The sequence below is a fragment of the Curtobacterium sp. MR_MD2014 genome, from assembly GCF_000772085.1.
Lineage (GTDB): Bacteria > Actinomycetota > Actinomycetes > Actinomycetales > Microbacteriaceae > Curtobacterium.
This window is the reverse complement of sequence record NZ_CP009755.1, coordinates 3,051,491-3,073,164: the sequence shown is the minus strand read 5'-3', so window position 1 is coordinate 3,073,164 and position 21,674 is coordinate 3,051,491. Positions and strand designations below refer to the sequence as shown.

Here is a 21,674-nt window from a genome sequence, read left to right as displayed (position 1 = left end):
GGCCCACTCGGCGTTGTGTTGACCGATGCCACAGGAAAACCGGATGTCGAGGCGACAACCAGGTACAAGGAATCTCTTGACCGTCTGTATCGATTGACTTCGCAGGCGCGATGGCGTGATTGGCTGCGAACCTTCACGGGATGACGCCGAGTGACTACCGAGGAGAACCGGTGCATCTGCGGCGCGGGCGATGGCTGCCCCTGAGCCGCCGCTCGAGGAAGGCTGAGAACGATGGACAGGCGCGTGTTGCGCGGGCGCGTCGTCGCCGCGCTGCTGCTCGTGGTGTTCCTGGTCGTCCCGGCCCTGTCCCTTTACGTCGGACCGATCACGCTGAAGAGCTACGACGCTGAGCAGCAGATCAAGATTGTCTGCTCGGTCTCGTCGGCGGAGTCGAGCACCGACTCCTCGTATTCGTCGCGAGGCGTCGGAGCCTCGACGCTGGGGATCGCCATCAAGACGGAGGACTGCGGGCCGCTCGCGCTCCGCTGGGGCGTGACGGGCGCCAACATCGAGCAGACGACCCGACGTCTCGACGCTGGTGGAAGGTGGTGCTTCACGGTCGGTCGCGGTTCCTACGAGCTGAGGGATCTGCTCCACCGCGTGCGACAGGCCGTCTTCGTACGCGAAGCGACCCGATGCGGCGATGCTGCCGCGGTTGACCGTGTCGGGGGCGGGAGCCGGATCGGAGCCATCCCCACCTGATACGTTGGATGCAGGTGCTGGCCCTGCCGGCGCCTGAGATCGAGTACCGCGCACAGGGGGCGCCGGCGCTCGAGGGGGCGTGTACTACCGGCCGCGGGGCGGCCGGAGCACGGAACTTCGGGGACGTCCGGCGCGAGTGCTGACCGCGAAGGACCATCATGACGACGCCGAACAACGGGCAGCCCGGCGACTGGCAGCCGAACAACGTGCAGCCGGACCAGCAAACGCCCGGGTTCCAGCAGCCGAGCCAGCAGCCGAACCAGCAGGCGCCCGGCGACTGGCAGCCGAACCAGCAGCAGGCACCCGGCTTCGGGCAGCCGGACCAGCAGACGCCCGGGTACCAGCAGCAGCCCTACGCCGGTACCGGCGCGGGTGTCCCCGCTTGGCAGCCGCCGACCCCGGAGAAGAAGGGGAAGAGCGTCGCGCTCCGCATCCTCATCCCGGTCGTGTCCGTCCTCGCCGCTGTCGGTGCCTCCGTGGGCGTCCGCGCGCTCTTCAACGCCAACGCCGAGCCGTCGCCGTCGGCGCTCGCGACCGAAGCGGCGAAGCAGGTCAACGAGAACTACACGTTCCCGCTCGAACTCGACGAGGTCACGCGGTGGGACGGCGTGACGGCGGACGGCGCGGAGCTCGACTACGCCTACACGATCGACTCCTCGGTCGATCCGGCGAGCCTGACCGCGGCGGACCTCAAGTCGTCGGTCGTGTCGAACGTCTGCCAGAAGAAGGAGTCGCGCGACCTGCTGTCGAAGGCGATCGTGATGCGCTACTCGTACGTCTTCGAGGGCACCGACCGCACGATCGACTTCGCGGTCACCACCGCCGACTGCTGACACCCGAGCGGGAGGACTGACGCGCGGTGACCCCAGCACGCCGGGTCTTCCACGCGCTGCTCGTGGCGGTGGCACTGTCCAGCAGTGCGTGGATCGAGGTCGCGCACTTCGACGTCCCGGTCTGGGCGTTCGCGTTCGTCTCCGTCTTCGGGCTCGCCTACGGCGCGGCGCTCGTCCGCGTCGGGGCGGCGGGCTGCCTCGTGCCGACGGTGCTGTTCCTCGGGAGCTTCGTGGTGCTCGGCGTCCTCGTCGAGCATGCGTCGGACTGGGGGCCGCTGCAGTACGGGTGGCTGCCCGCGGTGCTCGCCGGCGCGTTCCTCGCCAGGGTGCTGTTCCCGGACGTCGGGCCTCGGCGGCGCAAGGAGACGGCGGGCCGCGGGCTGCGCACGGCCGGCGGGGAGTGGCTGCGCGAGCTCGGCCCGATCATGCTGTGCATGGGGGCGTTCTGCGTCGCCGCGATGGGGGCGCTCCTGCACAGCGAGGGCGATGAAGCGCTGCGCTACGACGATGCACTCCGGCGGTCCGGTGTGGTCGTCACCGGCGAGGTCGTCCACGTCGAGCGTGCACACTTCATGGGCTACAAGGGACGCGGTCGGACTGAGTACACGCCGGTCACGCGGCGGTCGTTCGAGGGTGTCGAGTACGAGACGGCGCTCGACGAGTACACGGTGACGAACGACCAGGACTACTACCGCGTCGGGGAGCGTGTGCGCGTCATGGTGGATCCGAACGACCCGACGACCGCAGGCATCCGATCCGCGGAACTCCGCGAGATGTTCGTCGGCAGGGTCGACCGCGGCCGCGGCTTCGCGTTCACGGCCCTGCCGCTGCTGGCCGCGGGGGCGCCGCTCCTCGCGGTGCAGACGGTCGAGGGCGTCACGCGGAGGATCCGGACCAGGCGCACCCGGCGGTGGGGGAAGGCCCGACGACAGGTGCTCGCCGCTCGGCGGCGGGCTCGACGGCGGGCCGACGGTGTCGCAGCAGCCCACCGCGCCGGAGCTCACCCGCCGAGCGTCGCGCGGTCGCCCCGGGAGCCGCGCACGCCGGCCGAGTGATCACGTAACCCCGACAGGAGCAGTCGGCGACAGAGCGAGACGATCACCCGTCGGAGCCGGTCGTCCGTCGGAGCCGGTCGTCCGTCGGAGCCGGTCGTCCGTCGGAGCCGGTCGTCCGTCGGAGCCGCACCGCGCCTCCAGGCCGGATCGTGGGACCAGCCGCCGGCGGTCAGCGCGGGAGCCCGCTCACCCACGCGCGGAACGTGACGGCATCGCTGTCACGGAGGACGACTGCCGGTGCGTCCTGCGCCTCGTACAGGAGCGCGAGGCTCTCCGGCGGCAGACCGGCCAACTGCCGACCCCCGAGCGACGTCGGGGCGACGAGCGCAGGGCTGGCGAGGAACGCGAGGGGCTGCGAGTCGGATTCGACGACCCCTGTCCTGCCGTCGATGAGAGCGCGGACCTCTCCGGGGTGCAGCGCGACGACGTCGCCACCGACGAACAGTCGGATCACCGGACGCAGGCGACCGCCGGGACCGAGCGGGGCGGTGGTCCAGTCGGCGCTGCACGCGATACCGCGCCAGGGTGGGATGGGGACGCCGTTCGGTCGGAGCGCTGCTTGGGCCGTCGCGCGGGGACGGACGACGCGCTCCTGCAGGTACGCCTCGAGCTCTGCGTAGCCGCGGGCCAGGCCCATGACGGAGAAGAGGCGCTTCCCGGTCGCGTCACGTGCCTGCAGGCCGCCGTACTGGTTCGCGATCGGTAGCACCGCCGCAATCTCGGCCAGGTCGACGCGACGCTCCTGGTGGAGGCCCTGGCGGACCAGCAGGTGGTCCTCCATCGCGAGCACCCGAGTCCGGCGCATCGAGCGGGAGAGCACGATGCCTCCGATGCCTGCCAGCAGGAGGACGATCGCCATGACGACGAGGCTGGGTTCGACACCGGTCGAGATCGTCGTGGCGGCGCCGAGCGCCAGCAGGGCTCCGCCCAGGAGGAAGATGATGGCGACCACGCGGATGAGCACCCACTGGAAGGTCCGCAGGCGCACGGTGACGAGCGCGCCGCCCTCGTTCGGCAGCGGCTCCCCACGCTCGCGCCGGCGTCGGTCGCTGTGCTTGGTCGCCGCCGTCACGGATCTCGTGATGACGAACGCCGCCACCATCGCGATCCCCACGGACGTGATCGTGATCCACATGTGTCGTCCCCCTCGTGCTGCGGCCCCTGGACCGAGTGGTCGACCGCCACGTTCGGGACGGTCGACCACTCGATCATGCATCCCCGACCACCGGATGGTGTTCGGTGATCCCCCCAGGGTGCGTTGTGCAGAGTATCAATTCCAGCAGGCCCCGCAAGTTCGCATGTCGCCGTGCTGTGGCTCGAACGGGGGTGGTCTCCTCCTGTGGAGGACGGAACCTCACGGTATTTCAGCGGCTAGGATCGACCACGCAGTCGATTCTTGAGGGGGACGATCGTGATGTTGACGCGCGCCGGGGGAACCGGGAACCGGCAGGGGAGCCGCATCGCGGGAGTGGTGGCCTTCACGGGCGCACTCGCGCTGGTGCTCACCGGGTGCACCGCCGACCAGGACCAGGTGACGGATCCGTCACGCGTGCTGCAGACGGTGGACACGACGCTCACGACGAACGGCGCCGTGAACGCGATCTCGGACACGACGATCTCGGTCGCCGGAGAGCGCTCGTCCTCGAAGACCGTCGACCACGACGTGCAGGACGCGGCGGGGGACCTGCCGCTCCGGATCACCACGCAGTACACGACCGACAAGCGCTCCGGGACCGACCTCGCCGACCTCGACGGGTACTCGGGTCGCGTCGAGATCGACGTCACCGTCGAGAACCTCACGGTCCGGTCGCAGAACCTGTCGTACGACGTCGCAGGGGCCTCCCGTTCCACGCCGGCGCTGGTCGGCGCACCGTTCAGCGTCGCCGCGTCGACCGTCCTCGACGGGGTCGCACCGGACCGCATCGTGACCGAGTCCGTCGACGGCGGCGCGTCCACCGACGGCGTCGTGAGCACCAACGCCTCCGGTGACGCAGTCGTGCAGTGGGGCCGGCTGCTGGCGCCGCCGACGTCGGGAGCGAGCAGCACGCTGCACCTCGTCGCCGACGTCCGTGACTTCTCGACGCCCGCCATCGACGTCGCGGCGCAGCCCGGGCTGACGACCGACCTGTCGACCAGCGGCGTGATGAACGGGGCGTTCGGGTCCGAGACGGACTCCGAGCTCGCCCTGCAGCGTCGGACGATCGACCTCATCGCGCAGGTCAACGAGGTCCTCGCCCGTGCCGGCGGGACCATCACCGAGGTCCGCACGAACCTCGAGTCGACGTCCGAGACCCTCGGTGTGCGGACGGCGGAGCGGCTGCAGGAGAGCAGCGCGTCGCTCGCGAGCACGATGCAGTCGCTGTCGGGTGAGCTCGGTTCGCTGAACGGTGACCTCGGCTCGACCGTGCAGGCGACGCAGTCGACGGTGCTGCAGCAGCTGCAGCAGACGACGGGCAGCCTCGACGCGCTGCTCGGGGACACGTCGGCGACGGCGCCGAAGGCGGTGCTCGACGGTGAGGGATGCAACGCGGTCCCGCAGACCGGTGCAGCGGGCTCGAGCGTCTACGGGAACCTGCTGCGCGTGTCCGCGCAGCTCGAGGGCTACGCCGACGCGAGCGAGGCGTGCAAGCAGCAGGTGAGCGCGCAGCTCGCGACCTCGGTGGGGCCGACCTCTCCGGATGCCACGGCCTGCGCCGCCGAGGAGGCCCGTGGTTCGTTGACCTGCGCGCTCTGGGAATCGTCGGCTGCCGTCAACACCTCGCTGATCGGCCTGGTCAGCAAGGGGCAGCAGCTCGCGGACGGGCTGAACCCGGACCTCGCGAAGAAGGCGATCGAGCAGTCGGACGACCTGAACGGGGATCTGCAGCAGATCTCCGAGGCGCTGCAGGACATCGCGAGCGACGAGGACGGCACGGTCGGCGAGAAGCTGCGAGCACTCGACGCGCTCGTCACCACCACCAACGCGTCGGTGCGACCGGTGCAGGAGGCCGTCACCAGCGTGCACCGGCGCGCCGTCGCCGCGCGTGCGGAGGTCGGGGACCTCGACGATTCCGGCCTGTTCGGGAAGTCGACCCTGCAGGCGCAGAACCGGGCGCTCGCCGATCGCCTGTGCCAGCTCGCCCGACCGGGCGTCCTCAGCCCGGGGGACCTCGACCAGGACCAGGTCGACACCCTGCGGGGTTACCTCACCGCGGAGCCCTGCCCGGGAACGGATCAGCCCGAGGGCACGACGCTCCGCCCCGGCTTCGGCTTCTCGACCCCGATGGACGAGCGGCTCGACGAGCAGGCGGCGGCGTGGGACGACGTCGTCACCGGTACCGATCTCTCGGCCGCCAGCGGTGTCGGGCCCGCCGTACGCGACCTCGCCGCTGCTGTCGACGCGCTCGAGCCCGGTGTGCGTGACCTGCGTGAGGCGATCCGGGACGACAGCGGGTCGGTCGACCAGTCGGTCACGGACCTGCAAGCCCTGCTGGACCCAGCCATCGAGTCGGGCGCTGTCGTCAACGACCAGCTCCAGCAGGTGCGTGACCAGCAGGCGAAGCTGCAGGACGCCGTGCGCGAGGCGTTCCAGCAGGCGTCGGACGACTCGGGCAAGCAGGTGCAGGCCCTCATCGACGAGCAGGTGCGCAAGGTCAGCGACACCGCCGGCACGAGCCGAGAAGCCGTCGTCGACGCGTTCGACAAGTCGATCGCCGGCCTGCGCACCACCTCGGGCGAGGTCACGAGCGACTCGAAGGGCACCATCGACGAGCAGAAGGGCTCGCTGCAGGAGCAGAGCAGCAGCCTCGCCTCGTCCGTGGACGAGCAGACCGCGGCGAGCCTCCAGCGCATCGACGCGAGCACCAGCGCCTCGGTCCGCGACGTCGAGGGCGCCAGCACGCTGCTCACCGGCGACCTCAACCGCGTGATGCTCGACCTCGGCGACCGCGAGGTCAACGGCTCCGGCATCCTCGGCGCGATGGCCACGAGCGCGGCGAAGTCCGACTCCGCCGACTACCAGCTCGCCCTCGCGTCGCAGAACGCCTCCGGCTACGCCAACGTCCGTGCCGAGGACGTCGCGGGCATCCTCCTGCAGCAGCAGCAGTTCCGCGCCTCGCTCGACCGGGCGGCGAAGCTCCCCGCCTTCCGTCTCGACGTTCCGTCCAGCGCGACGTCGACGACGCTCTACGCCTTCCGGATCGGAGCCGAGCGATGAGCCACGTGCAGGACCACTCGACCGAGGCGGCCGCAGCGGAGCCCGCGGAGACCGCAGCGCCCGACGCCGCCCGGACCCGGAAACGCCGCCGCACCGCGATCATCGTCGCGGTGGCCGTCCTCGTGGTCGCCGCCGTCGTCACCGCGCTGCTCGCGGTACGTGTCTCGGCATCGACCCCGGCCGAGGCGGTCTCCGCGACGGCCCCGGTGCCGATCAGCGTCGCCCACGTCCCCGACAGCACGAAGATCGGCGTCGTGGTCACGCTCGGTGACGGCGAGGGTGCGCAGTGGGACGACGCCGCCCAGGGGGCCCTCGTGGCGCAGCGCCGCCTGGAGCTCGGCGGCACGGACGTGCAACTCGTGACGAAGAACGACGGCGGATCGACCGACGGCGCACGGAAGGCCGTCGAAGCGCTCGCTGCCGACGGTGTCTCGGGCATCGTGGTGGCGACGTCCGGCGACCACGTCCGTGGTGCCTTCGCTGCAGCGGCCGACGCCGGCATCCCGGTCGTCGCACCGTACGCGGCCGGCGCGGACGACGCCTGGTCGACCGCGCCGTCGACGGAGTCCGTCGCGACGGCGCTGCAGGACGCGCTCGGCGACGCCGCGTCGCCGCTGCTCGTCGACCTGGGCGGCGGAGCGCCGTCCGGAGTGCGGTTCGCCCACGTCGTCGACGCGACGAGCGCACCCGACCTCGGCGCTCTCGCCACCACCGTCGCGCAGCGCACCGGCGCGGCGGCGGGCTCCACCGACGCCACGACGGCCGACGACCAGGCTGCAGCCGAGCAGGCCGGAGCCGAGCAGGACGGGGACGAGCAGGCGGCACCCGACTCCGACGCCGTGGTCGTCAGCGGTCCGGCCGGACGACAGGGAGCGCTCGTCGCCGCCCTCCAGGAGGCCAACGTCACCGCTCCGGTCGTCCTGACCCCCGAGGCCACCAGCCCCGCCTTCGCGGCTGCGCTCGCCCAGGCGGGCGGCAGCCTCAGCGGCGCCTTCCGCACCGTCGGGGTCGAGACCGACGACGCCCGTGCCCTGTCCTCGGACGCCGAGGGCCGCGCCATGTCGGCGTTCCTCGGCGGCGTGCGGGTCCTCGCCGACGACGCGGACGCAAAGAACCTCACGGGCGACCGGTCGTTCGCCTCGGTGGCGACCGTGGCCGACGCCCGCAGCCACGACGCCGTCGTGGCGCTCGTGACGGCCGTCGGGACGGCGCGGAGCACGGACGCCGCCGCGGTGTCGGACGCGTTGGCCCGGCTCGACCTCGGGGCCGGAGACGGCCTCGCAGGCCCGGCACTCGACTTCGGCTCGCGACAGGCCCTCGGCGATGCCGCCGGCGTGCTCGCCGCCTCCGCGCAGGACCTCGGGCTCCGCCCCGCCGCTGCGACCGAGGACGACGGGGCCACGCCCGCGCTCGTCTGGTTCTCCGACTCGACCGACTGACCCCGTCCCACCTGCACCATCCGCGCCGCCGCACCACGCCCAGGGAGGACCGCCCATGCGCCTGCTGATCGAGCTCGACGACCGCCGCGAGACGATCGAGGCCGACGGGTGGGCGGAGTCCTCCACGCTGGGAGACCTCGTCGCGGCGTCGCTCGGCACCCCGCTCGACCCCGGCACACCCCTGGCGGTCGACGGTCACCGGACGAGCTCCGACACCCCGTTGCGCGACCTGGTGCTCCTCGAAGGGTCCCGGGTCGCCCGCACCACCGAGGAGCCACCGCGCGCCGTCGACGGGTGGAGCGTGACCCTGGCGGGCGGCCTCGGGGCGGGCGTCGTCGTCCCGGTGCCGCGCAGCCGTCGGCTCGTCGTCGGACGCGCTCCGCAGGCGGACGTCGTGCTCCCCACCGAGAGCGCGTCCTGGGAGCACTGCACCGTGGAGCGCGAGGACGACGGTGTCCGGGTGCGCGACTCCGGGTCGACGAACGGCACGGTCATCGCGGGGGAGCGCATCGACGACGAGGGCGTCCTGCTGACCGGGACCACGAGCGTCATCGTGGGCGGCGCGGTCCTGCTGCTCCGTCCGGAGCTGCCGGAGACGACCGTGCCGGCAGCGGGCACGTTGCCCAACCTCACGCCGGCCGCCACGGCGCCGTTCAACCGACCGCCCCGGCCGGGACGGCTCACCGACACCGAGCCGGTGTCCCCGCCGACGCGCAGGGACGTCGCCCCGGCGTCGAAGTTCAGCTGGATCACGGTGGCGGCTCCGCTCGTGCTCGCCGGGGCGATGGTGCTCCTGCTCGGGGACGCCCGCTTCGCACTGTTCGCGCTGCTCAGCCCCGTGACCGCGATCGGCATGTGGTTCGAGCAGAAGCACCGCCGGGCGAAGAACCTGAAGGAGGAGGAGACGCGCTTCACCGAGGCGGTCGAGACCTTCCGGGGCGAGATCGCCGCTGCCGCTGCCGTCGAGGCGGCCCGTCGGCAGGACCTCGTGCCCGACCCGGCGACCGTCGTGCGTCGAGCGCTCGTCCCCACCACCGACCTGTGGCAGCGTCGGTCGGACGACGACGACTTCCTCAGCCTGCACGCCGGTACCGGTGACGCGCCGTGGCGTCCCGAGGTCGACCAGCGGGCGGCGTCGTCGAAGCTCGAGGACGAGGCGAAGGCCGCGATCGCGGACAGCCGGCTCACGGCGGCGCCGGTCGTCGCCGACCTGTCGGACGCCGGCGTCGTCGGCATCGTCGGTGACCGCGACGGTGCGCTCGCCCTGGCCCGCAGCCTGCTGGCGCAGGCGACCGTGCACTGCGGACCCGCGGACCTGACGGTCGGGGTGTTCTGCGACGCGGGCCGCGAGGACGACTGGTCCTGGGCCTCCTGGCTGCCGCACACGCGCGTCGCGGGCAGCAGCACCGGCGCCCGGTGGATGTCGGCGCAGCGCGACCAGAGCGCCGCCGTCCTGCGCGGGCTGCAGGAGTCGCTCGACGAGCTGCCCACGGCGAACCTGCTCGTCGTCGTGGACTCCGACGTCCTCACCGAGGGCCGCGACGCTCCGGCGCGCAGCCTGCTCGGCCAGGGCCGCGCGGTCCCCGGTGTGTCGCTGCGCCCGGGGGAGCGACGCCAGCGGGTGAGCGGCATCGTCATCGCGACGAACGAGCAGCAGCTGCCCGCCGCCTGCACGTCCATCGTCACGGTCGGTGCGGACGCGGCCGCGACGGTCTACCGCCCCGAGGACCGCACGCGGGTCGAGGACGTCGTGCTCGCGGGCCTCACCCCGGCCACGGCGGAGCGCGCCGCCCGCGCCGTCGCCCACTTCGACGACCCCGAACTCACGGTGCCCGGTGCATCGCTGCCGTCGCTCGTCCGCCTGCCCGAACTCCTCGCGCGGAGCGCCGCGAGCCCTGGCGGCACCGCCCGCGCCGCGGCCCCTGGCGGCACCGCCCGCGCCACCGCCCCGGGCGCAGGCCACGGTGCCGCCGCCGTCGACACGACCACCGCCGAGGGCATCCGGACCCTCTGGCAGACCAGCACCGGTACCTCGACCCCGGTCGGTTCCTCGGAGTCCGGTCTCCTGGAGATCGACCTGGTGCGCGACGGCCCCCACGGCCTGGTCGGTGGGACCACGGGTTCCGGCAAGAGCGAGTTCCTCCGCTCGTTCGTCGCCGGCCTCGCGGCCCGGAACGACCCCACCCGGCTCAACTTCCTCCTCGTCGACTTCAAGGGCGGCGCCGCCTTCGCCGCCTGCGAGCGGCTGCCGCACACCATCGGCACGATCAGCAACCTCGACGAGCAGCTGGCAGACCGAGCCATCCGCGCGCTCGAGGCCGAGCTCGAGCGTCGCCAGCGGGTCTTCGCGACGGCCGGCGCCGACATCGACAACCTCGACGCCTACCTGGCGACACGGCCGACCGAGCCGATGCCGCGCCTGCTCTTCGTCGTCGACGAGTTCGCCATGCTCGCGAAGGAGTTCCCGGACGTCCTGACCTCGCTCGTCGCGATCGCTGCGGTCGGCCGGACGCTCGGCGTGCACATGGTGCTGGCCACCCAGCGGCCGGCCGGCGTCGTGAGCGAGGACATCCTCGCGAACACGAACCTCCGGGTGGCGCTCCGCGTGCAGAGCCGCGAGGACTCGACGAACGTCATCGGCGTGCCCGCCGCGGCGGGCATCGGCCGCCAGCAGACCGGCCGCGCCTACGTGAAGCTCGGGCAGGACGACATCACCCCGGTGCAGACCGCCCTGGTCACCGGCCGCGCGCGCGACGAACGGGTCGAGCAGCCGGTCTCGGTCCGCCCGACCGACGTCTTCGGCGTCCCGGCACCGGCGCCCGCACCCGGGCCGAGTGCGTCGGACGACACCGACCTCGACGTCCTCATCGAGGCGATCCGCGCAGCGAACGACGCCGCCGGGTACGCGGCACCCCGCCCCATCTGGCCCGAGGCGCTGGGAGCCCGGGTCGACCTGGCGGACGTCCCGGAACCGTCCGACGACGGTGCCCGCCGCTTCGTGCCCGTCGCGCTCGCCGACGACCCCGACCACCAGCGTCAGGTCGCCGGCGGCTGGGACCTCGACGAGGGCAACCTCGTCCTGATGGGCATCCCGGGCAGCGGCACGAGCACCGCCCTGTCCGCCCTCGCCCTGCGCCTCGCGCGGACGACGAGCCCCGACGACCTCGACCTCCTCGTGCTGGACATGGGACCGGGGGACCTGGCACCGCTCGCGCAGCTGCCGCACACGACGGCCTACGTCGGGTCCGGCGCCGGGGCGGGCGAGCTGCAGGCCCGCTTCCTCCGACACCTGCGCGCGGACCTCGAGCGCCGTCGGGCGAGCCCCGGCGGACGTCGCGCCGTCGTCCTCATCGACGGCCTCGCCGCGCTCCGCGACGAGTACCAGGACTTCGAGGGCCAGCAGCTCCTCGACGCCCTGTACCGCGTCTACGCGGAGGGGCCGGCGCTGGGGATCTCCTTCGCCGTCTCGACGACGCGGGCGAAGGCCGTGCCGTCCGCCATGGACGAGGTCACGACCCAGAAGTGGATGTTCCGCCTGGCCGACCCGTACGACTACGCGTCCATCGGGGTCCGTCCGAAGGACGTCCCGCCGCCCGTGCCGGGTCGGTACATCGACTCGACGACGAAGCTGCAGAGCCACGTCGCGACGCCGTCGGTGCCCCTCGCCGGAGCCGTCGCCGAGGTCGCCACGGCGTGGCCGGACGCCGCGGCGAAGACGAGCGCCGTCGGACGTCTGCCCGATGCGGTCCGGGTGCAGGACCTCCGGACCCCGGCCCGTTTCGACACCGAGCCGTGGCGCCTGCCGGTCGGCATCGCGGAGGACGACCTCGGCACCGCGGCGCTCGAGGTCTACGACGGCGAGCACGTGCTCGTCGCCGGCCCGGCGCGCTCCGGCAAGTCGACGGTGCTCCTCGCCCTCGCCGACCTGGCACGGTCCGCCGAGGGCGTCCGCCCCGCCGTGTGGGCGGTCTGCGACCGCCGGTCCCCGCTCGCCGACGGCGTGTTCGACCGCCTCGCGGTCGGTGCGGACGAGGTCCCCGCCCTGCTGGCCGGCCTCCGCCTGGAGCGGGGCCCGGTCCTGCTGCTCGTCGACGACGCCGAACGCTTCGACGACGCCGACCAGTCGATCGCCTCGCTGCTGTCCTCCGAGCGGCCGGGCCTGTGCGTGGTCGCGGCCGGCCGGTCCGCCGACCTCCGATCGCTCTACAGCCACTGGACGCGATCGGTCCGGAAGTCCCGCTGCGGCGTGCTGCTGCAGCCCGACATCGACTACGACGGCGAACTGCTCGGTGTCACGCTGCCGAGACGGGCCCCCGTCGCGCTGACCGTCGGCCGCGGCTACGCCGCATCGGGCGGTGCGGTCCGGCTCGTCCAGACCGCCGCTGCCGGCGCCTGACCGGCGCGACCACCACCGGACGGGAGGCGCATCGCACCGCCGCCACGTGCCTCCCGTCCGGCGGATCAGCGACCGGGAGGCACGGCACACCACCGGCACGCACCTCCCGTCCGGCGGATCCGCGACCGGGAGTCGCGGTGCACGCCCGCCGCGCGCGTCCCGGCGTGACCCACGTCACGTCCCGCGACGGCGGACGCCGGTCAGTCGCGGGTGGTGATGCCGAAGGGTGAGCTCTCGAGGTCCGTGAAGTTGCCCACCGTCGCCCGGACGGTGCAGGACGGCGCGACGGACAGCGCGGTCACGACGAGGCCGTCCGAGGACACGGCCAGCGCACCCGAGCACCCGTCGGCGAAGCGCACCCCGGCCTCCCCGCCGGCGACGTCGGTGAGCATCTCCGACGGCTTCCCGGTCGAGGGGCTGCGGTAGAGGGGGTTCAGTTCGTCGGCACCGCTCGGCCACACCGGTACCAGCGTCACGGGCAGCGTGGTCTGGCTGACCGTGCGGTCGGGCGTGCGGACCTCGACGCCCTGCAGTCGCTGCACGGGGTACGAGGTCCCGGTCACGGCCTGGTCGGTGACGGCCGTCGTGGTCGCGCTGCCCGCCGCGTCGAGCCACTCCTGGAGCCCGGCCTGGTCGGGCACGTCGGACAGCCGCACGGTCGCCTGCACGGTCAGGTCCTCGCCCGCCGGGACCACCACGTCGGAGAGCGTCCAGCCGCAGCGGACGTCGACGCCGGTCAGCGACGGTTGGTTCCGGGCACCGCTCACCTCGTCGCCGGTCCACGTCACCGCGGGACACTCGGACCGCGCTCCGACCCCGGGCACCACCTCGAGCAGCGGGCCGCGGAGCGTCGCGGACTGGGCGGCGTACGTGATCGACAGGTCCACCGTGCCGGCCTGCGGGTCGACGGTCGCCTTGCGGGTCGTCGAGAGCCCGGTCGGCAGCGGACGGTCCTGCTGGTAGGCGCTCGCGGCCTGCGCCGTGCGGGCCGCACTCGGGGTGTCCTTGCCGCCCAGGGCGCCGGGGAGCCAGACGACCCCGCCGACGACGAGTGCGGCGACGAGCACCACGCCGAGGGCACCGAGCCCGAGCATGCGGTTCGTGAGCCAGTCCGGGCGCTGCCACCGGCCGCGCGCCGGGGCCTCGGGTTCGCGAGCGGCGGCGACCGGAGGGCGTGCGAGCGGCCGGAAGACCGTCTGCGAGCCCGCCTGCCCGAGTTCGGGCACCGGTCCGGCGTCCTCCGCAGCAGGTGACGGGCCGGAGCCGTCCGCGGGGGGACCGTCGGACGCGGTACCGCCGCCGGGACGGAGTCCGCGCACCACGGTGGCGGGCCGCTCGACCTCGGCGAAGGACTCCGGCTCGGCAGTCGGGGCCAGCGCCGGGGCGTCGGCCAGCTGTCGGGCAAGGCGGCGCAGGGTGGCCGCGGCGTCGGCGGCCGCGGGTCGTGCGGCCGGGTCCTTGGCGAGCATCGTCGACACCGCCGTCCACAGCGACGCGGGGACGTCGAGCTGCGGCGGGTCCGAGGTGACGTGGCGGTAGGCGACGGCGAAGTCGGTGCCCGGTCCGGCGAAGGGGGTGCGTCCGGCGAGCAGCTCGTAGAACATCACCCCGGCGCCGTACACGTCGGCCGCGGGGCCTGAGCGCCCCTGGCTGATCGACTCGGGGGCCATGTACTGCGGCGTGCCGAGCAGCCCGGTCGTGGTGCGCTGCCGGTCGGCCATGACGGACGCGATCCCGAAGTCCGACACCCGGACGTCGCCCGTGGTGCCGGGTACCCACGGGGACGCGAGCAGCACGTTGTCGGGCTTGACGTCGCGGTGGGTGACGTCCTGCCCGTGCGCGGCGGCGAGGGCGTCGAGCGTCTCGGCGGTGATCGTCAGGGCGTCCCGGGGCGGCAGCGTCCCGGCGTCGGCGAGCAGGTCGCGGGCGGAGCCCCCACCGACCAGGTCCATGACGATCGCGAGTCGGTCGCCCTCGACGACGAGGTCGCGCACCCGGACGATCGACGCATGCTGCAGGCCGAGCAGCACGGTGCGTTCGCGGACGAACCGCTCGACGACGGTCGGGTCGGCGGCGAGCTCGGCGCGCAGCAGCTTGGCGGCGACGTGCTCCCCGGTCGCGGTGTGCTCGGCGCGCCAGACCTCGCCGGTCGCGCCGGTGCCGAGCAGGTCGACCAGCCGGTACGACGCACCGAGCGGTTCGCCGCGGCCGTACTGCGCCCGACCCTGCTCCGTCACGTTGCCCCCGACTGCCCCCGGTCGACCCCTCGTCGACCTCGCGTCATGTTACCGGCCGGACCCTGCGGCGTACTGCACGTCGATCGCGTGCTGCGTGAAGCCGGACCGGCGGTAGAGCGCCAGCGCGGGCTCGTTGTCGCCCTCGACGTAGAGCGCAGACGCGGTCAGTCCACGACCGGCCAGCCGGGCCGAGCCCGCGCGCATCAGGACCCCGCCGAGCCGACGCCCCTGCAGGTCCGGCCGGACCGCGACCGCGTAGAACTCGCCGACGCCGTCCTCGACCTTGAGCCAGCACGATCCCGCGAGCGCGCCGGAGTCGTCGCGCAGGAGCAGCAGGTCGTCGCCGGAGAACCACGACTCGGCCTCGCGGGCGCGCAGGTCCTCGAGCGTCATCCGGCCCTGCTCGGGGTGGTGCGCGAAGGCCGCGGCGTTGAGGGTCAGCCAGGCGTCCTCGTCCTCGGGGTCGCCCGGGCGGAAGGCGTCGATGCGGTACCCGTCGGGGACATCGGCCCCGGTGGGTTCGTCCGACACCGTCGCCCGGAGCTGCAGCAGGGTCCGTACCGGAGTCCAGCCGTACCGGTCGGCGAGGGCGCGGGCGGCCGGGTGGTCCCCGTGCGCCCACGCGAGGCGCGGAACGTCCGAGGCCGGCGTCGCGCCCCCGGCGCCCGGGGTGAGCACCTGCGCGACGAGGGCCGACCCGACGCCCTGGCCACGGGCCTCCGGGGCGACGACGAGTTCCAGCTCGCCGTCCCGGACCACGGCGACCCCGCGTTCGTCCCCGACCACCGCGGCACGGCCGGCGCGCACGTCGACCAGGGTCTGGTCGGAGAACGGCGGGGCCTCGCCCGCGGCGGTCGCGGCGGCCGCGAGCATCTCGACGACGGCGAGCACTACTGCGCCGCCAGCCGGTCGGCCTCGTCGTCGTGCACGTTGAAGCGGTAGCCGACGTTGCGGACCGTGCCGATGAGCGACTCGAGGTCGCCGAGCTTGGCACGGAGCCGTCGCACGTGCACGTCGACCGTGCGGGTGCCGCCGAAGTAGTCGTAGCCCCAGACCTCGCTCAGGAGCTGCTCACGGGTGAAGACGCGCGAGGGGTGGGAGGCGAAGAAGCGCAGGAGCTCGAACTCCTTGAAGGTGAGGTCCAGCGGCCGGCCCCGCACCTTCGCCGAGTAGCTCGCCTCGTCGATGACGACCCCGGAGGCCTGGATCTTCGAGCCCGACGGGTTCTTGGCGGCGCGTCCCGTGGTGAGGCGGATGCGCGCGTCGACCTCGGCGGGCCCGGCGCTCTCGAGCACGACGTCGTCGACGTTCCACTCGCTGTTCACCGCGGTCAGCCCGCCCTCGGTCACGACGAGGATGACCGGTGTCGTCGAGCCGCTCGTCGCGAGGATCTTGCACAGGGCCTTGGCGCTCACGAGGTCGAGGCGGGCGTCCACGAACATCAGGTCGCTCTGCGGGGCGTTGACCAGCTGGGCGGCCTCGGCCGGGACGTGGCGGATCCGGTGGCTCAGCAGACCGAGACTCGGCAGGACGTCGCCGGGCGCGGCTGAGGTGAGTACCAGGAGCTGGGCCACAGGACCTCCAGAACGAGGGGACGTCGTGGAGCCATCCTAGTGATGTGTCGGAAGGGGCCCGCCGACCGGCCGGTCGGTCGGGCGTCCCGGTCGGCGAGGCCCTGTCATGATGGAGCGCGTGACCGAGCCCGTCCCACCCCTCGACCAGCGCCGCCTGCGGCTCACCTCCGTGCTGCCGGTCTGGGTCCTCGCCGTGGTCGGTGCGGTGCTCGTGCTGACCCTGACGCAGAAGGACTCGTTCGCCTGGCTCCTGCTCGTCTTCGTGCTCTGCGTGCTCGTGAGCTTCGTGCTGCAGCTCATCACCGCGACCAAGGACGGGCTGGTCGAGCGGATCAGCATCGCGTCCTCCGGCGCCTTCGTCGTCGTGCTCGTCACGGCCGTGGTGCTGCTGGCGCGCTGAGCCGCGCGACCTGCGACCGCGCGGCACGCCCCCTGGCGCCGTCAGGCGTCCCGCGTAGACTCGCGGCATGGATTCGCTGCTTGCGCTCGAGCTGTTCTACGTGGGCCTCCTCGGCCTGGCGTCGCTCGCGATCGCGTTCATCTCGGTCGTCGTCGTCGTGAAGCTGTTCAAGGGTCAGCGTTGATCGAACTGCCCGAGGGTCTGGCACCCGAACTCGTCCCGCTGTCCTGGCTCGTCGGTGTCTGGGAGGGCACGGGCGTCGTCGAGTACCCGGTGGGTGACGAGGACGAGCCCCGCAAGTACGAGTTCGGCCAGCGCGTGAGCTTCAGCCACGACGGCCTGCCGTACCTCAACTACTCCTCGACGACGTGGCTGCTCGACGACGACCACACGCCCCTCGCCGCCGAGATGGGCTACTGGCGCATCGACCGGCCGAACGAGCCCGGTGACCGCGGTCCCGCGATGCTCATGGGCGACGGTCCCGCGCCGTTCAGCACGGTGGAGAGCGTCGAGGCGCTCCGGAACACGACCGACGGCTTCGACGTCGAGGCCGCGATCATCCACCCGACGGGCGTCAACGAGCTCTACGTCGGACGCGTCAGGAAGGGCCGGATCGACCTGGCCACCGACGCCGTGATGCGCTCGCCGAACGCGAAGGACTACTCGGCCGCGACCCGCCTGTACGGCCTGGTCGAGGGCAAGCTCTTCTGGGCGTGGGACATCGCCGCGCTCGGGCAGCAGCTCACCTCGCACGCCTCGGGGCAGCTCGCGAAGGTCGACTGATGTCCGCCTTCAGCGGGCGCGACGGCTTCGTCGCGACCGAGGCCGGTCCCGCCGCCCACTTCGGCAGCCCCGTCGGTGAGCAGCGGGCGCTCGCCTCCGGTCGCGCGGTCGTCGAGCTCGGCCTCGGGGTCGTCACGGTCAGCGGACCGGACCGCCTGTCCTGGCTCAACTCGATCACCTCGCAGCTGCTCACCGGCCTCGAGCCCGGCGTCAGCACCGAGACGCTCGTCCTCGACCAGTCCGGCCGCGTCGAGCACGCCGCACGGGTGGTCGACGACGGCGAGATCACCTGGCTCCTCACCGAGGCCGCCGACGCCGCACCGCTCGCGGCCTGGCTCGACTCGATGCGCTTCATGCTCCGCGTCGAGGTCACCGACCGGTCGGCCGACCTCGTCACGCTCGGCCGCTTCGCGGGTTCGGCAGCGCCCGACGGCGTGGTCGTCGAGTGGGTCGACCCGTGGTCGTCGGTCACGCCCGGTGGATGGGGCTACGCCGCCCCGGAGGCCCATCCCGCCTCCGACTGGACCCTCCGCATCGACGTGGTCACCCCAGACGCCGTGGCTGCGCTGGCAGCGTCGGACACGCCGGTCGCGGGGCTGCTCGCGTTCGAGGCCCTGCGCATCGCCGCGTGGCGGCCCTCGCTCGCGGACGTCGACGAGCGGACGATCCCGCACGAGCTCGACTGGCTCCGCTCCGCCGTGCACCTGTCGAAGGGTTGCTACCGCGGACAGGAGACCGTCGCCAAGGTGCACAACCTCGGGCACCCGCCGCGCCGCGTGGTGATGCTGCACCTGGACGGCTCGGACGGCGTGCTGCCCGCGCCGGGCACCGCGGTCGAGCTCGACGGCAAGGACGTCGGGCGGCTCACCGCGTCGGCGCTCCACCACGAGCTCGGGCCGGTCGGGCTCGCGGTCGTGAAGCGCTCGCTCGACCCCGCCGTGACGCTGACCCTGACCGTGGACGACGTCGTGGTCACGGCCGCGCAGGAGACGATCGTCCCGCCGGAGGCCGGCGCGACGGCGAACGTCCCGCGCCTGCCCCGGCTCGGAGCCGTGCGCCGCTCGTAGTCGTCGTCGGACGCGGTCCGGCGAGACTCGGCCCCGCGGACGTGTTCGCGCCCGCACGACCGTGGACGTGTCCGCTTGGGCGAGTCTCGTGGCGCGGCGGCCGCTCAGGCGGGAGCGACGGCCGACCACGGGACGCTGAGCTCGCCGAGACGCCAGCGCGTCACCCCGTGCAGTACCGGCCAGCCCCGGTCGCGCATGCCGTGCACCGTCGCGATCCACCGCTGGCGGGGGCCGTACGTGCCGAGCGGGGCGGCGACCGCCCACGCACGGTCGAGGTCGAGCAGGAACGCGTGCACCCGCTCCCCGGGGACGTTGCGGTGGATCAGGACCTTCGGCAGTCGCTCCGCCACGATGCTCGGCAGCTCGAGGTCGGCGACGCGCAGGGACACCGTGAACGTGTGCGGCTCGTGCTCGTCGAGCGTGACCCAGGACGCCACGCGGCCGACCTCGTTGCAGGTGCCCTCGACGAGCGCCCCGCCGGGTTGCAGGCGGTCCTGCATGATCCGCCACGAGTCGACGACGGCGGATTCGTCGTACTGCCGCAGGACGTTGAACGCCCGGATCACGGCGGGACGGCGGCCACCGGGCGTCGGCGTCTCGAAGCCGCCGAGCCGGAACGTCACCCCGTCACGGGTGCCCGCGTTCGCCAGCGCCACGCGCGACGGCTCGATCTCGATGCCGGTGACCTCGACGTCGGGTCGGACCCGGGCCAGCCGGTCGCGGAGCTCCAGGGTCGTCGTCGGTCGGGCGCCGTACCCGACGTCGGCCACGAGCGGGTCGTCCGTCCGGCGTAGGACTGGGAGCGCGGCGATCCAGCGGTCGACACGACGGAGCCGGTTGTACCCGGTGGTCCCGCGCGTGACGTTCCCGATGGGCATGGACCCCAGGGTACCGAGGCGCACCCGCTCGGTAGACTCGGACGCATGACCTCCACGCTCGTCCTGCTGCGTCACGGCAACAGTGACTGGAACCAGAAGAACCTGTTCACCGGTTGGGTCGACGTCCGGCTCTCCGAGCTCGGCGAGAAGGAGGCGAAGCGTGCCGGCACCCTCATCGCCGAGTCGGGCATCGTCCCCGACGTCCTCTACACGTCGCTGCTGACCCGCGCGATCCAGACCGCCGACATCGCCCTGCTCGAGGCCGACCTGGCCTGGCTGCCGGTGAAGCGCGACTGGCGCCTCAACGAGCGCCACTACGGAGACCTGCAGGGCAAGGACAAGGCCCAGACGCTCGAGCAGTACGGCGAGCAGCAGTTCATGGAGTGGCGTCGCTCGTTCGACGTGCCGCCGCCCCCCATCGCGGACGACGCCGAGTGGTCGCAGGCCGGGGACCGCCGCTACGCCGACCTCGGCGACCAGCTGCCCCGCACCGAGTCGCTGAAGCTCGTCATCGACCGGCTGCTGCCGTACTGGGAGTCGGACATCACGAAGGACCTGGGCGAGGGGAAGACCGTCCTGGTCACCGCGCACGGCAACTCGCTCCGCGCCCTCGTGAAGCACCTCGACGGCATCTCCGACGACGACATCGCGGGCCTCAACATCCCGACGGGCATCCCCCTCGTGTACGAGCTCGACGACGACTTCCGTCCGACGAAGCCCTCGTACTACCTCGACCCGGAGGCCGCCGCTGCCGGTGCCGCCGCGGTCGCCGCGCAGGGCGCCAAGAAGTAGCACCAGCACGACGAACGCCCCGCCGGACACCGGCGGGGCGTTCGTGCACCTCGGGCGGGCCTCAGACGAAGTGGTCGGCGATCTCCTGCACGAGCGCCCCGACGTCGTAGGGGCGGCCGGTGTCGACCCGCACGACGGGGACGCCCGGCAGCCCGATCGGTGCGGCCGCGTCGCCGTGCTCGTCCCAGAAGGCCAGGATCTCCGCGAGGTCCCCGTGCACCTCGTGCCGGACGGGCAGTGTGCCGGGCTCGTACCGGTCGCGCAGCCGGTCCGCGGCGGTGACCCGGTCGACCTGGCAGAACACCTCGACGGCGCGCGGTGCGCCGGCGGAGGCGAGTCCGGCCTCCAGGCGGTCGCGGTCACGGGACGGCAGCCAGACGGCGTCGAGGACGACCCCGTTCTCGACGGCCTGCGCCATCGACCACATCGTGTCCATCGCGATGCCGCCGAGCTCGCGCGAGCCGATCATCGGACCGACCACGTCGGCCAGGGGTTCCTTGATGCGGTCCTTCGACAGGAAGGGACAGCCGAGCACCTCGGCCAGGGCGGCGCCCACCGTGCTCTTGCCCGAACCGGGCATCCCGTTGACGACGATCGCGACCTGAGCCATGCCACGATCCTGGCAGAACCCGTCAGGCGGGGGAGGCCGTCACCGACGCGGCGCCGGTCCAGTCGCCGGTCGCCAGGTACTCGACCTTCTTGGCGATGGACACCGCGTGGTCCGCGAAGCGCTCGTGGTAGCGCGAGGCCAGGGTCGCGTCGACCGTGTCGATCGGGTTCCCCTTCCAGGTCTCGCCGAGCACGAAGTCGAACACGCTCGCGTGCAGCTCGTCGACGGCGTCGTCCTCGTCGCGGATCTCCGCGGCCAGGGCGATGTCCTCGGTCGCGAGCAGGCGCGTGAGCTTCTGGGCCATCTGCACGTCGTGCGCGCCCATCTGCTTGAAGGTGCCGCGCAGGCCCTTCGGCACGACCTTCTCGGGGAAGCGCTGGCGGGCGAGCTGCGCGATGTGCTCGGCCATGTCGCCCATGCGCTCGAGCGACGAGCTGACACGCAGCGCGGTCACGACGACGCGGAGGTCACGGGCGACCGGCGCCTGCCGCGCGAGGATGTCGATCGCGATCTCGTCGAGGCTGTTCGCCGCGTGGTCGATCATGGCGTCGTCGGCGATCACCTCCTCGGCGAGGGCGACGTCGGACTCGCTGAACGCCTGCGTCGCACGGGTGATGGCGGACTCGACGAGTCCGGCGATCTCGGTCAGACGCTCCTGGACGTCCTGGAGCTCCTGCTGGAAGACTTCGCGCATGGGGGATGTGCCTCTCTGA

At 73.0% G+C, this 21,674-nt stretch carries 17 protein-coding genes; 10 read left to right on the top strand and 7 right to left on the bottom strand.

Annotated elements, in window-relative coordinates:
- The first annotated feature begins 231 nt into the window (after positions 1–231).
- From NI26_RS14210 to NI26_RS14200, 3 genes are all read left to right on the top strand, one after another.
- Entirely contained in the window at positions 232–702 is a 471-nt protein-coding gene (locus tag NI26_RS14210) for a hypothetical protein (RefSeq protein WP_066656729.1), read from the top strand.
- Positions 703–860: 158 nt separating this feature from the next.
- A complete protein-coding gene (locus tag NI26_RS14205; protein WP_066656727.1) occupies positions 861–1,535 on the top strand; it encodes a hypothetical protein in 675 nt (224 codons plus the stop codon).
- Between the two features lie 26 nt (positions 1,536–1,561).
- Complete coding sequence (locus NI26_RS14200; protein ID WP_066656718.1) at positions 1,562–2,590, top strand: DUF3592 domain-containing protein; 1,029 nt, start codon at positions 1,562–1,564, stop codon at positions 2,588–2,590.
- A 169-nt stretch (positions 2,591–2,759) separates the two neighbouring features.
- Here NI26_RS14200 and NI26_RS14195 read toward each other — a convergent pair whose 3' ends face one another.
- Complete coding sequence (locus NI26_RS14195) at positions 2,760–3,725, bottom strand: hypothetical protein (RefSeq protein WP_066656716.1); 966 nt, start codon at positions 3,723–3,725, stop codon at positions 2,760–2,762.
- A 276-nt stretch (positions 3,726–4,001) separates the two neighbouring features.
- Here NI26_RS14195 and NI26_RS14190 point away from each other — a divergent pair, with 276 nt between their 5' ends.
- The 3 genes from NI26_RS14190 to NI26_RS14180 are packed head-to-tail and all read left to right on the top strand — an operon-like array spanning position 4,002 to position 12,620.
- Positions 4,002–6,785 carry a hypothetical protein gene (locus tag NI26_RS14190; RefSeq protein WP_144411384.1) on the top strand — a complete coding sequence of 928 codons (2,784 nt, stop codon included), beginning with the start codon at positions 4,002–4,004 and terminating at the stop codon, positions 6,783–6,785.
- Positions 6,782–8,224: a hypothetical protein gene (locus NI26_RS14185; protein ID WP_066656706.1), complete on the top strand. Its 1,443-nt coding sequence runs from the start codon at positions 6,782–6,784 to the stop codon at positions 8,222–8,224. Before NI26_RS14190 ends, NI26_RS14185 begins: the two co-directional genes overlap by 4 nt.
- Positions 8,225–8,279: 55 nt before the next feature.
- The gene (locus NI26_RS14180; RefSeq protein ID WP_066656705.1) at positions 8,280–12,620 is read left to right on the top strand and encodes an FtsK/SpoIIIE domain-containing protein; all 4,341 of its coding nucleotides are present in this window, start codon (positions 8,280–8,282) and stop codon (positions 12,618–12,620) included.
- A gap of 200 nt (positions 12,621–12,820) precedes the next feature.
- Here NI26_RS14180 and NI26_RS14175 read toward each other — a convergent pair whose 3' ends face one another.
- The 3 genes from NI26_RS14175 to NI26_RS14165 are packed head-to-tail and all read right to left on the bottom strand — an operon-like array spanning position 12,821 to position 16,431.
- Positions 12,821–14,857, bottom strand: coding sequence for a serine/threonine-protein kinase (locus tag NI26_RS14175; protein WP_066656704.1), 2,037 nt, complete (start codon positions 14,855–14,857; stop codon positions 12,821–12,823).
- A 48-nt stretch (positions 14,858–14,905) separates the two neighbouring features.
- A complete protein-coding gene (gene mshD, locus NI26_RS14170; RefSeq protein WP_066656702.1) occupies positions 14,906–15,748 on the bottom strand; it encodes a mycothiol synthase in 843 nt (280 codons plus the stop codon).
- A complete protein-coding gene (locus tag NI26_RS14165; RefSeq protein WP_066656694.1) occupies positions 15,748–16,431 on the bottom strand; it encodes a response regulator transcription factor in 684 nt (227 codons plus the stop codon). The genes mshD and NI26_RS14165 overlap by 1 nt, the downstream gene beginning before the upstream one ends.
- A gap of 118 nt (positions 16,432–16,549) precedes the next feature.
- Here NI26_RS14165 and NI26_RS14160 point away from each other — a divergent pair, with 118 nt between their 5' ends.
- From NI26_RS14160 to ygfZ, 3 genes are all read left to right on the top strand, one after another.
- Positions 16,550–16,831: a hypothetical protein gene (locus tag NI26_RS14160; protein WP_137768304.1), complete on the top strand. Its 282-nt coding sequence runs from the start codon at positions 16,550–16,552 to the stop codon at positions 16,829–16,831.
- A 180-nt stretch (positions 16,832–17,011) separates the two neighbouring features.
- Positions 17,012–17,614, top strand: coding sequence for an FABP family protein (locus NI26_RS14155; protein WP_066656691.1), 603 nt, complete (start codon positions 17,012–17,014; stop codon positions 17,612–17,614).
- Complete coding sequence (ygfZ, locus tag NI26_RS14150) at positions 17,614–18,681, top strand: CAF17-like 4Fe-4S cluster assembly/insertion protein YgfZ (RefSeq protein WP_066656689.1); 1,068 nt, start codon at positions 17,614–17,616, stop codon at positions 18,679–18,681. The genes NI26_RS14155 and ygfZ overlap by 1 nt, the downstream gene beginning before the upstream one ends.
- A 104-nt stretch (positions 18,682–18,785) precedes the next feature.
- Here the strand turns inward: ygfZ and NI26_RS14145 are convergent, their stop codons facing one another.
- Complete coding sequence (locus NI26_RS14145; protein ID WP_200884116.1) at positions 18,786–19,559, bottom strand: class I SAM-dependent methyltransferase; 774 nt, start codon at positions 19,557–19,559, stop codon at positions 18,786–18,788.
- A 45-nt stretch (positions 19,560–19,604) separates the two neighbouring features.
- On the opposite strand from NI26_RS14145, the gene NI26_RS14140 reads away from it, so the two are divergent.
- A complete protein-coding gene (locus NI26_RS14140) occupies positions 19,605–20,351 on the top strand; it encodes a phosphoglyceromutase (protein WP_066656688.1) in 747 nt (248 codons plus the stop codon).
- 61 nt (positions 20,352–20,412) lie between these two features.
- On the opposite strand, the gene NI26_RS14135 is transcribed toward NI26_RS14140, so the two are convergent.
- Both NI26_RS14135 and phoU read right to left on the bottom strand, forming a co-directional pair.
- Positions 20,413–20,961 (bottom strand): AAA family ATPase, encoded by a 549-nt coding sequence (locus tag NI26_RS14135; protein ID WP_066656686.1) that lies wholly within the window; start codon positions 20,959–20,961, stop codon positions 20,413–20,415.
- Positions 20,962–20,983: 22 nt separating this feature from the next.
- Positions 20,984–21,655: a phosphate signaling complex protein PhoU gene (phoU, locus tag NI26_RS14130; protein WP_066656682.1), complete on the bottom strand. Its 672-nt coding sequence runs from the start codon at positions 21,653–21,655 to the stop codon at positions 20,984–20,986.
- Between the last annotated feature and the right edge of the window lie 19 nt (positions 21,656–21,674).

Coding starts and splice junctions, on each gene's coding strand:
- NI26_RS14205 (WP_066656727.1), top strand. CDS start 861: ATGACGACGCCGAACAACGGGCAGCCCGGCGACTGGCAGCCGAACAAC.
- NI26_RS14145 (WP_200884116.1), bottom strand. CDS start 19,559: ATGCCCATCGGGAACGTCACGCGCGGGACCACCGGGTACAACCGGCTC.
- NI26_RS14185 (WP_066656706.1), top strand. CDS start 6,782: ATGAGCCACGTGCAGGACCACTCGACCGAGGCGGCCGCAGCGGAGCCC.
- NI26_RS14195 (WP_066656716.1), bottom strand. CDS start 3,725: ATGTGGATCACGATCACGTCCGTGGGGATCGCGATGGTGGCGGCGTTC.
- NI26_RS14210 (WP_066656729.1), top strand. CDS start 232: ATGGACAGGCGCGTGTTGCGCGGGCGCGTCGTCGCCGCGCTGCTGCTC.
- NI26_RS14140 (WP_066656688.1), top strand. CDS start 19,605: ATGACCTCCACGCTCGTCCTGCTGCGTCACGGCAACAGTGACTGGAAC.
- NI26_RS14180 (WP_066656705.1), top strand. CDS start 8,280: ATGCGCCTGCTGATCGAGCTCGACGACCGCCGCGAGACGATCGAGGCC.
- ygfZ (WP_066656689.1), top strand. CDS start 17,614: ATGTCCGCCTTCAGCGGGCGCGACGGCTTCGTCGCGACCGAGGCCGGT.
- NI26_RS14135 (WP_066656686.1), bottom strand. CDS start 20,961: ATGGCTCAGGTCGCGATCGTCGTCAACGGGATGCCCGGTTCGGGCAAG.
- phoU (WP_066656682.1), bottom strand. CDS start 21,655: ATGCGCGAAGTCTTCCAGCAGGAGCTCCAGGACGTCCAGGAGCGTCTG.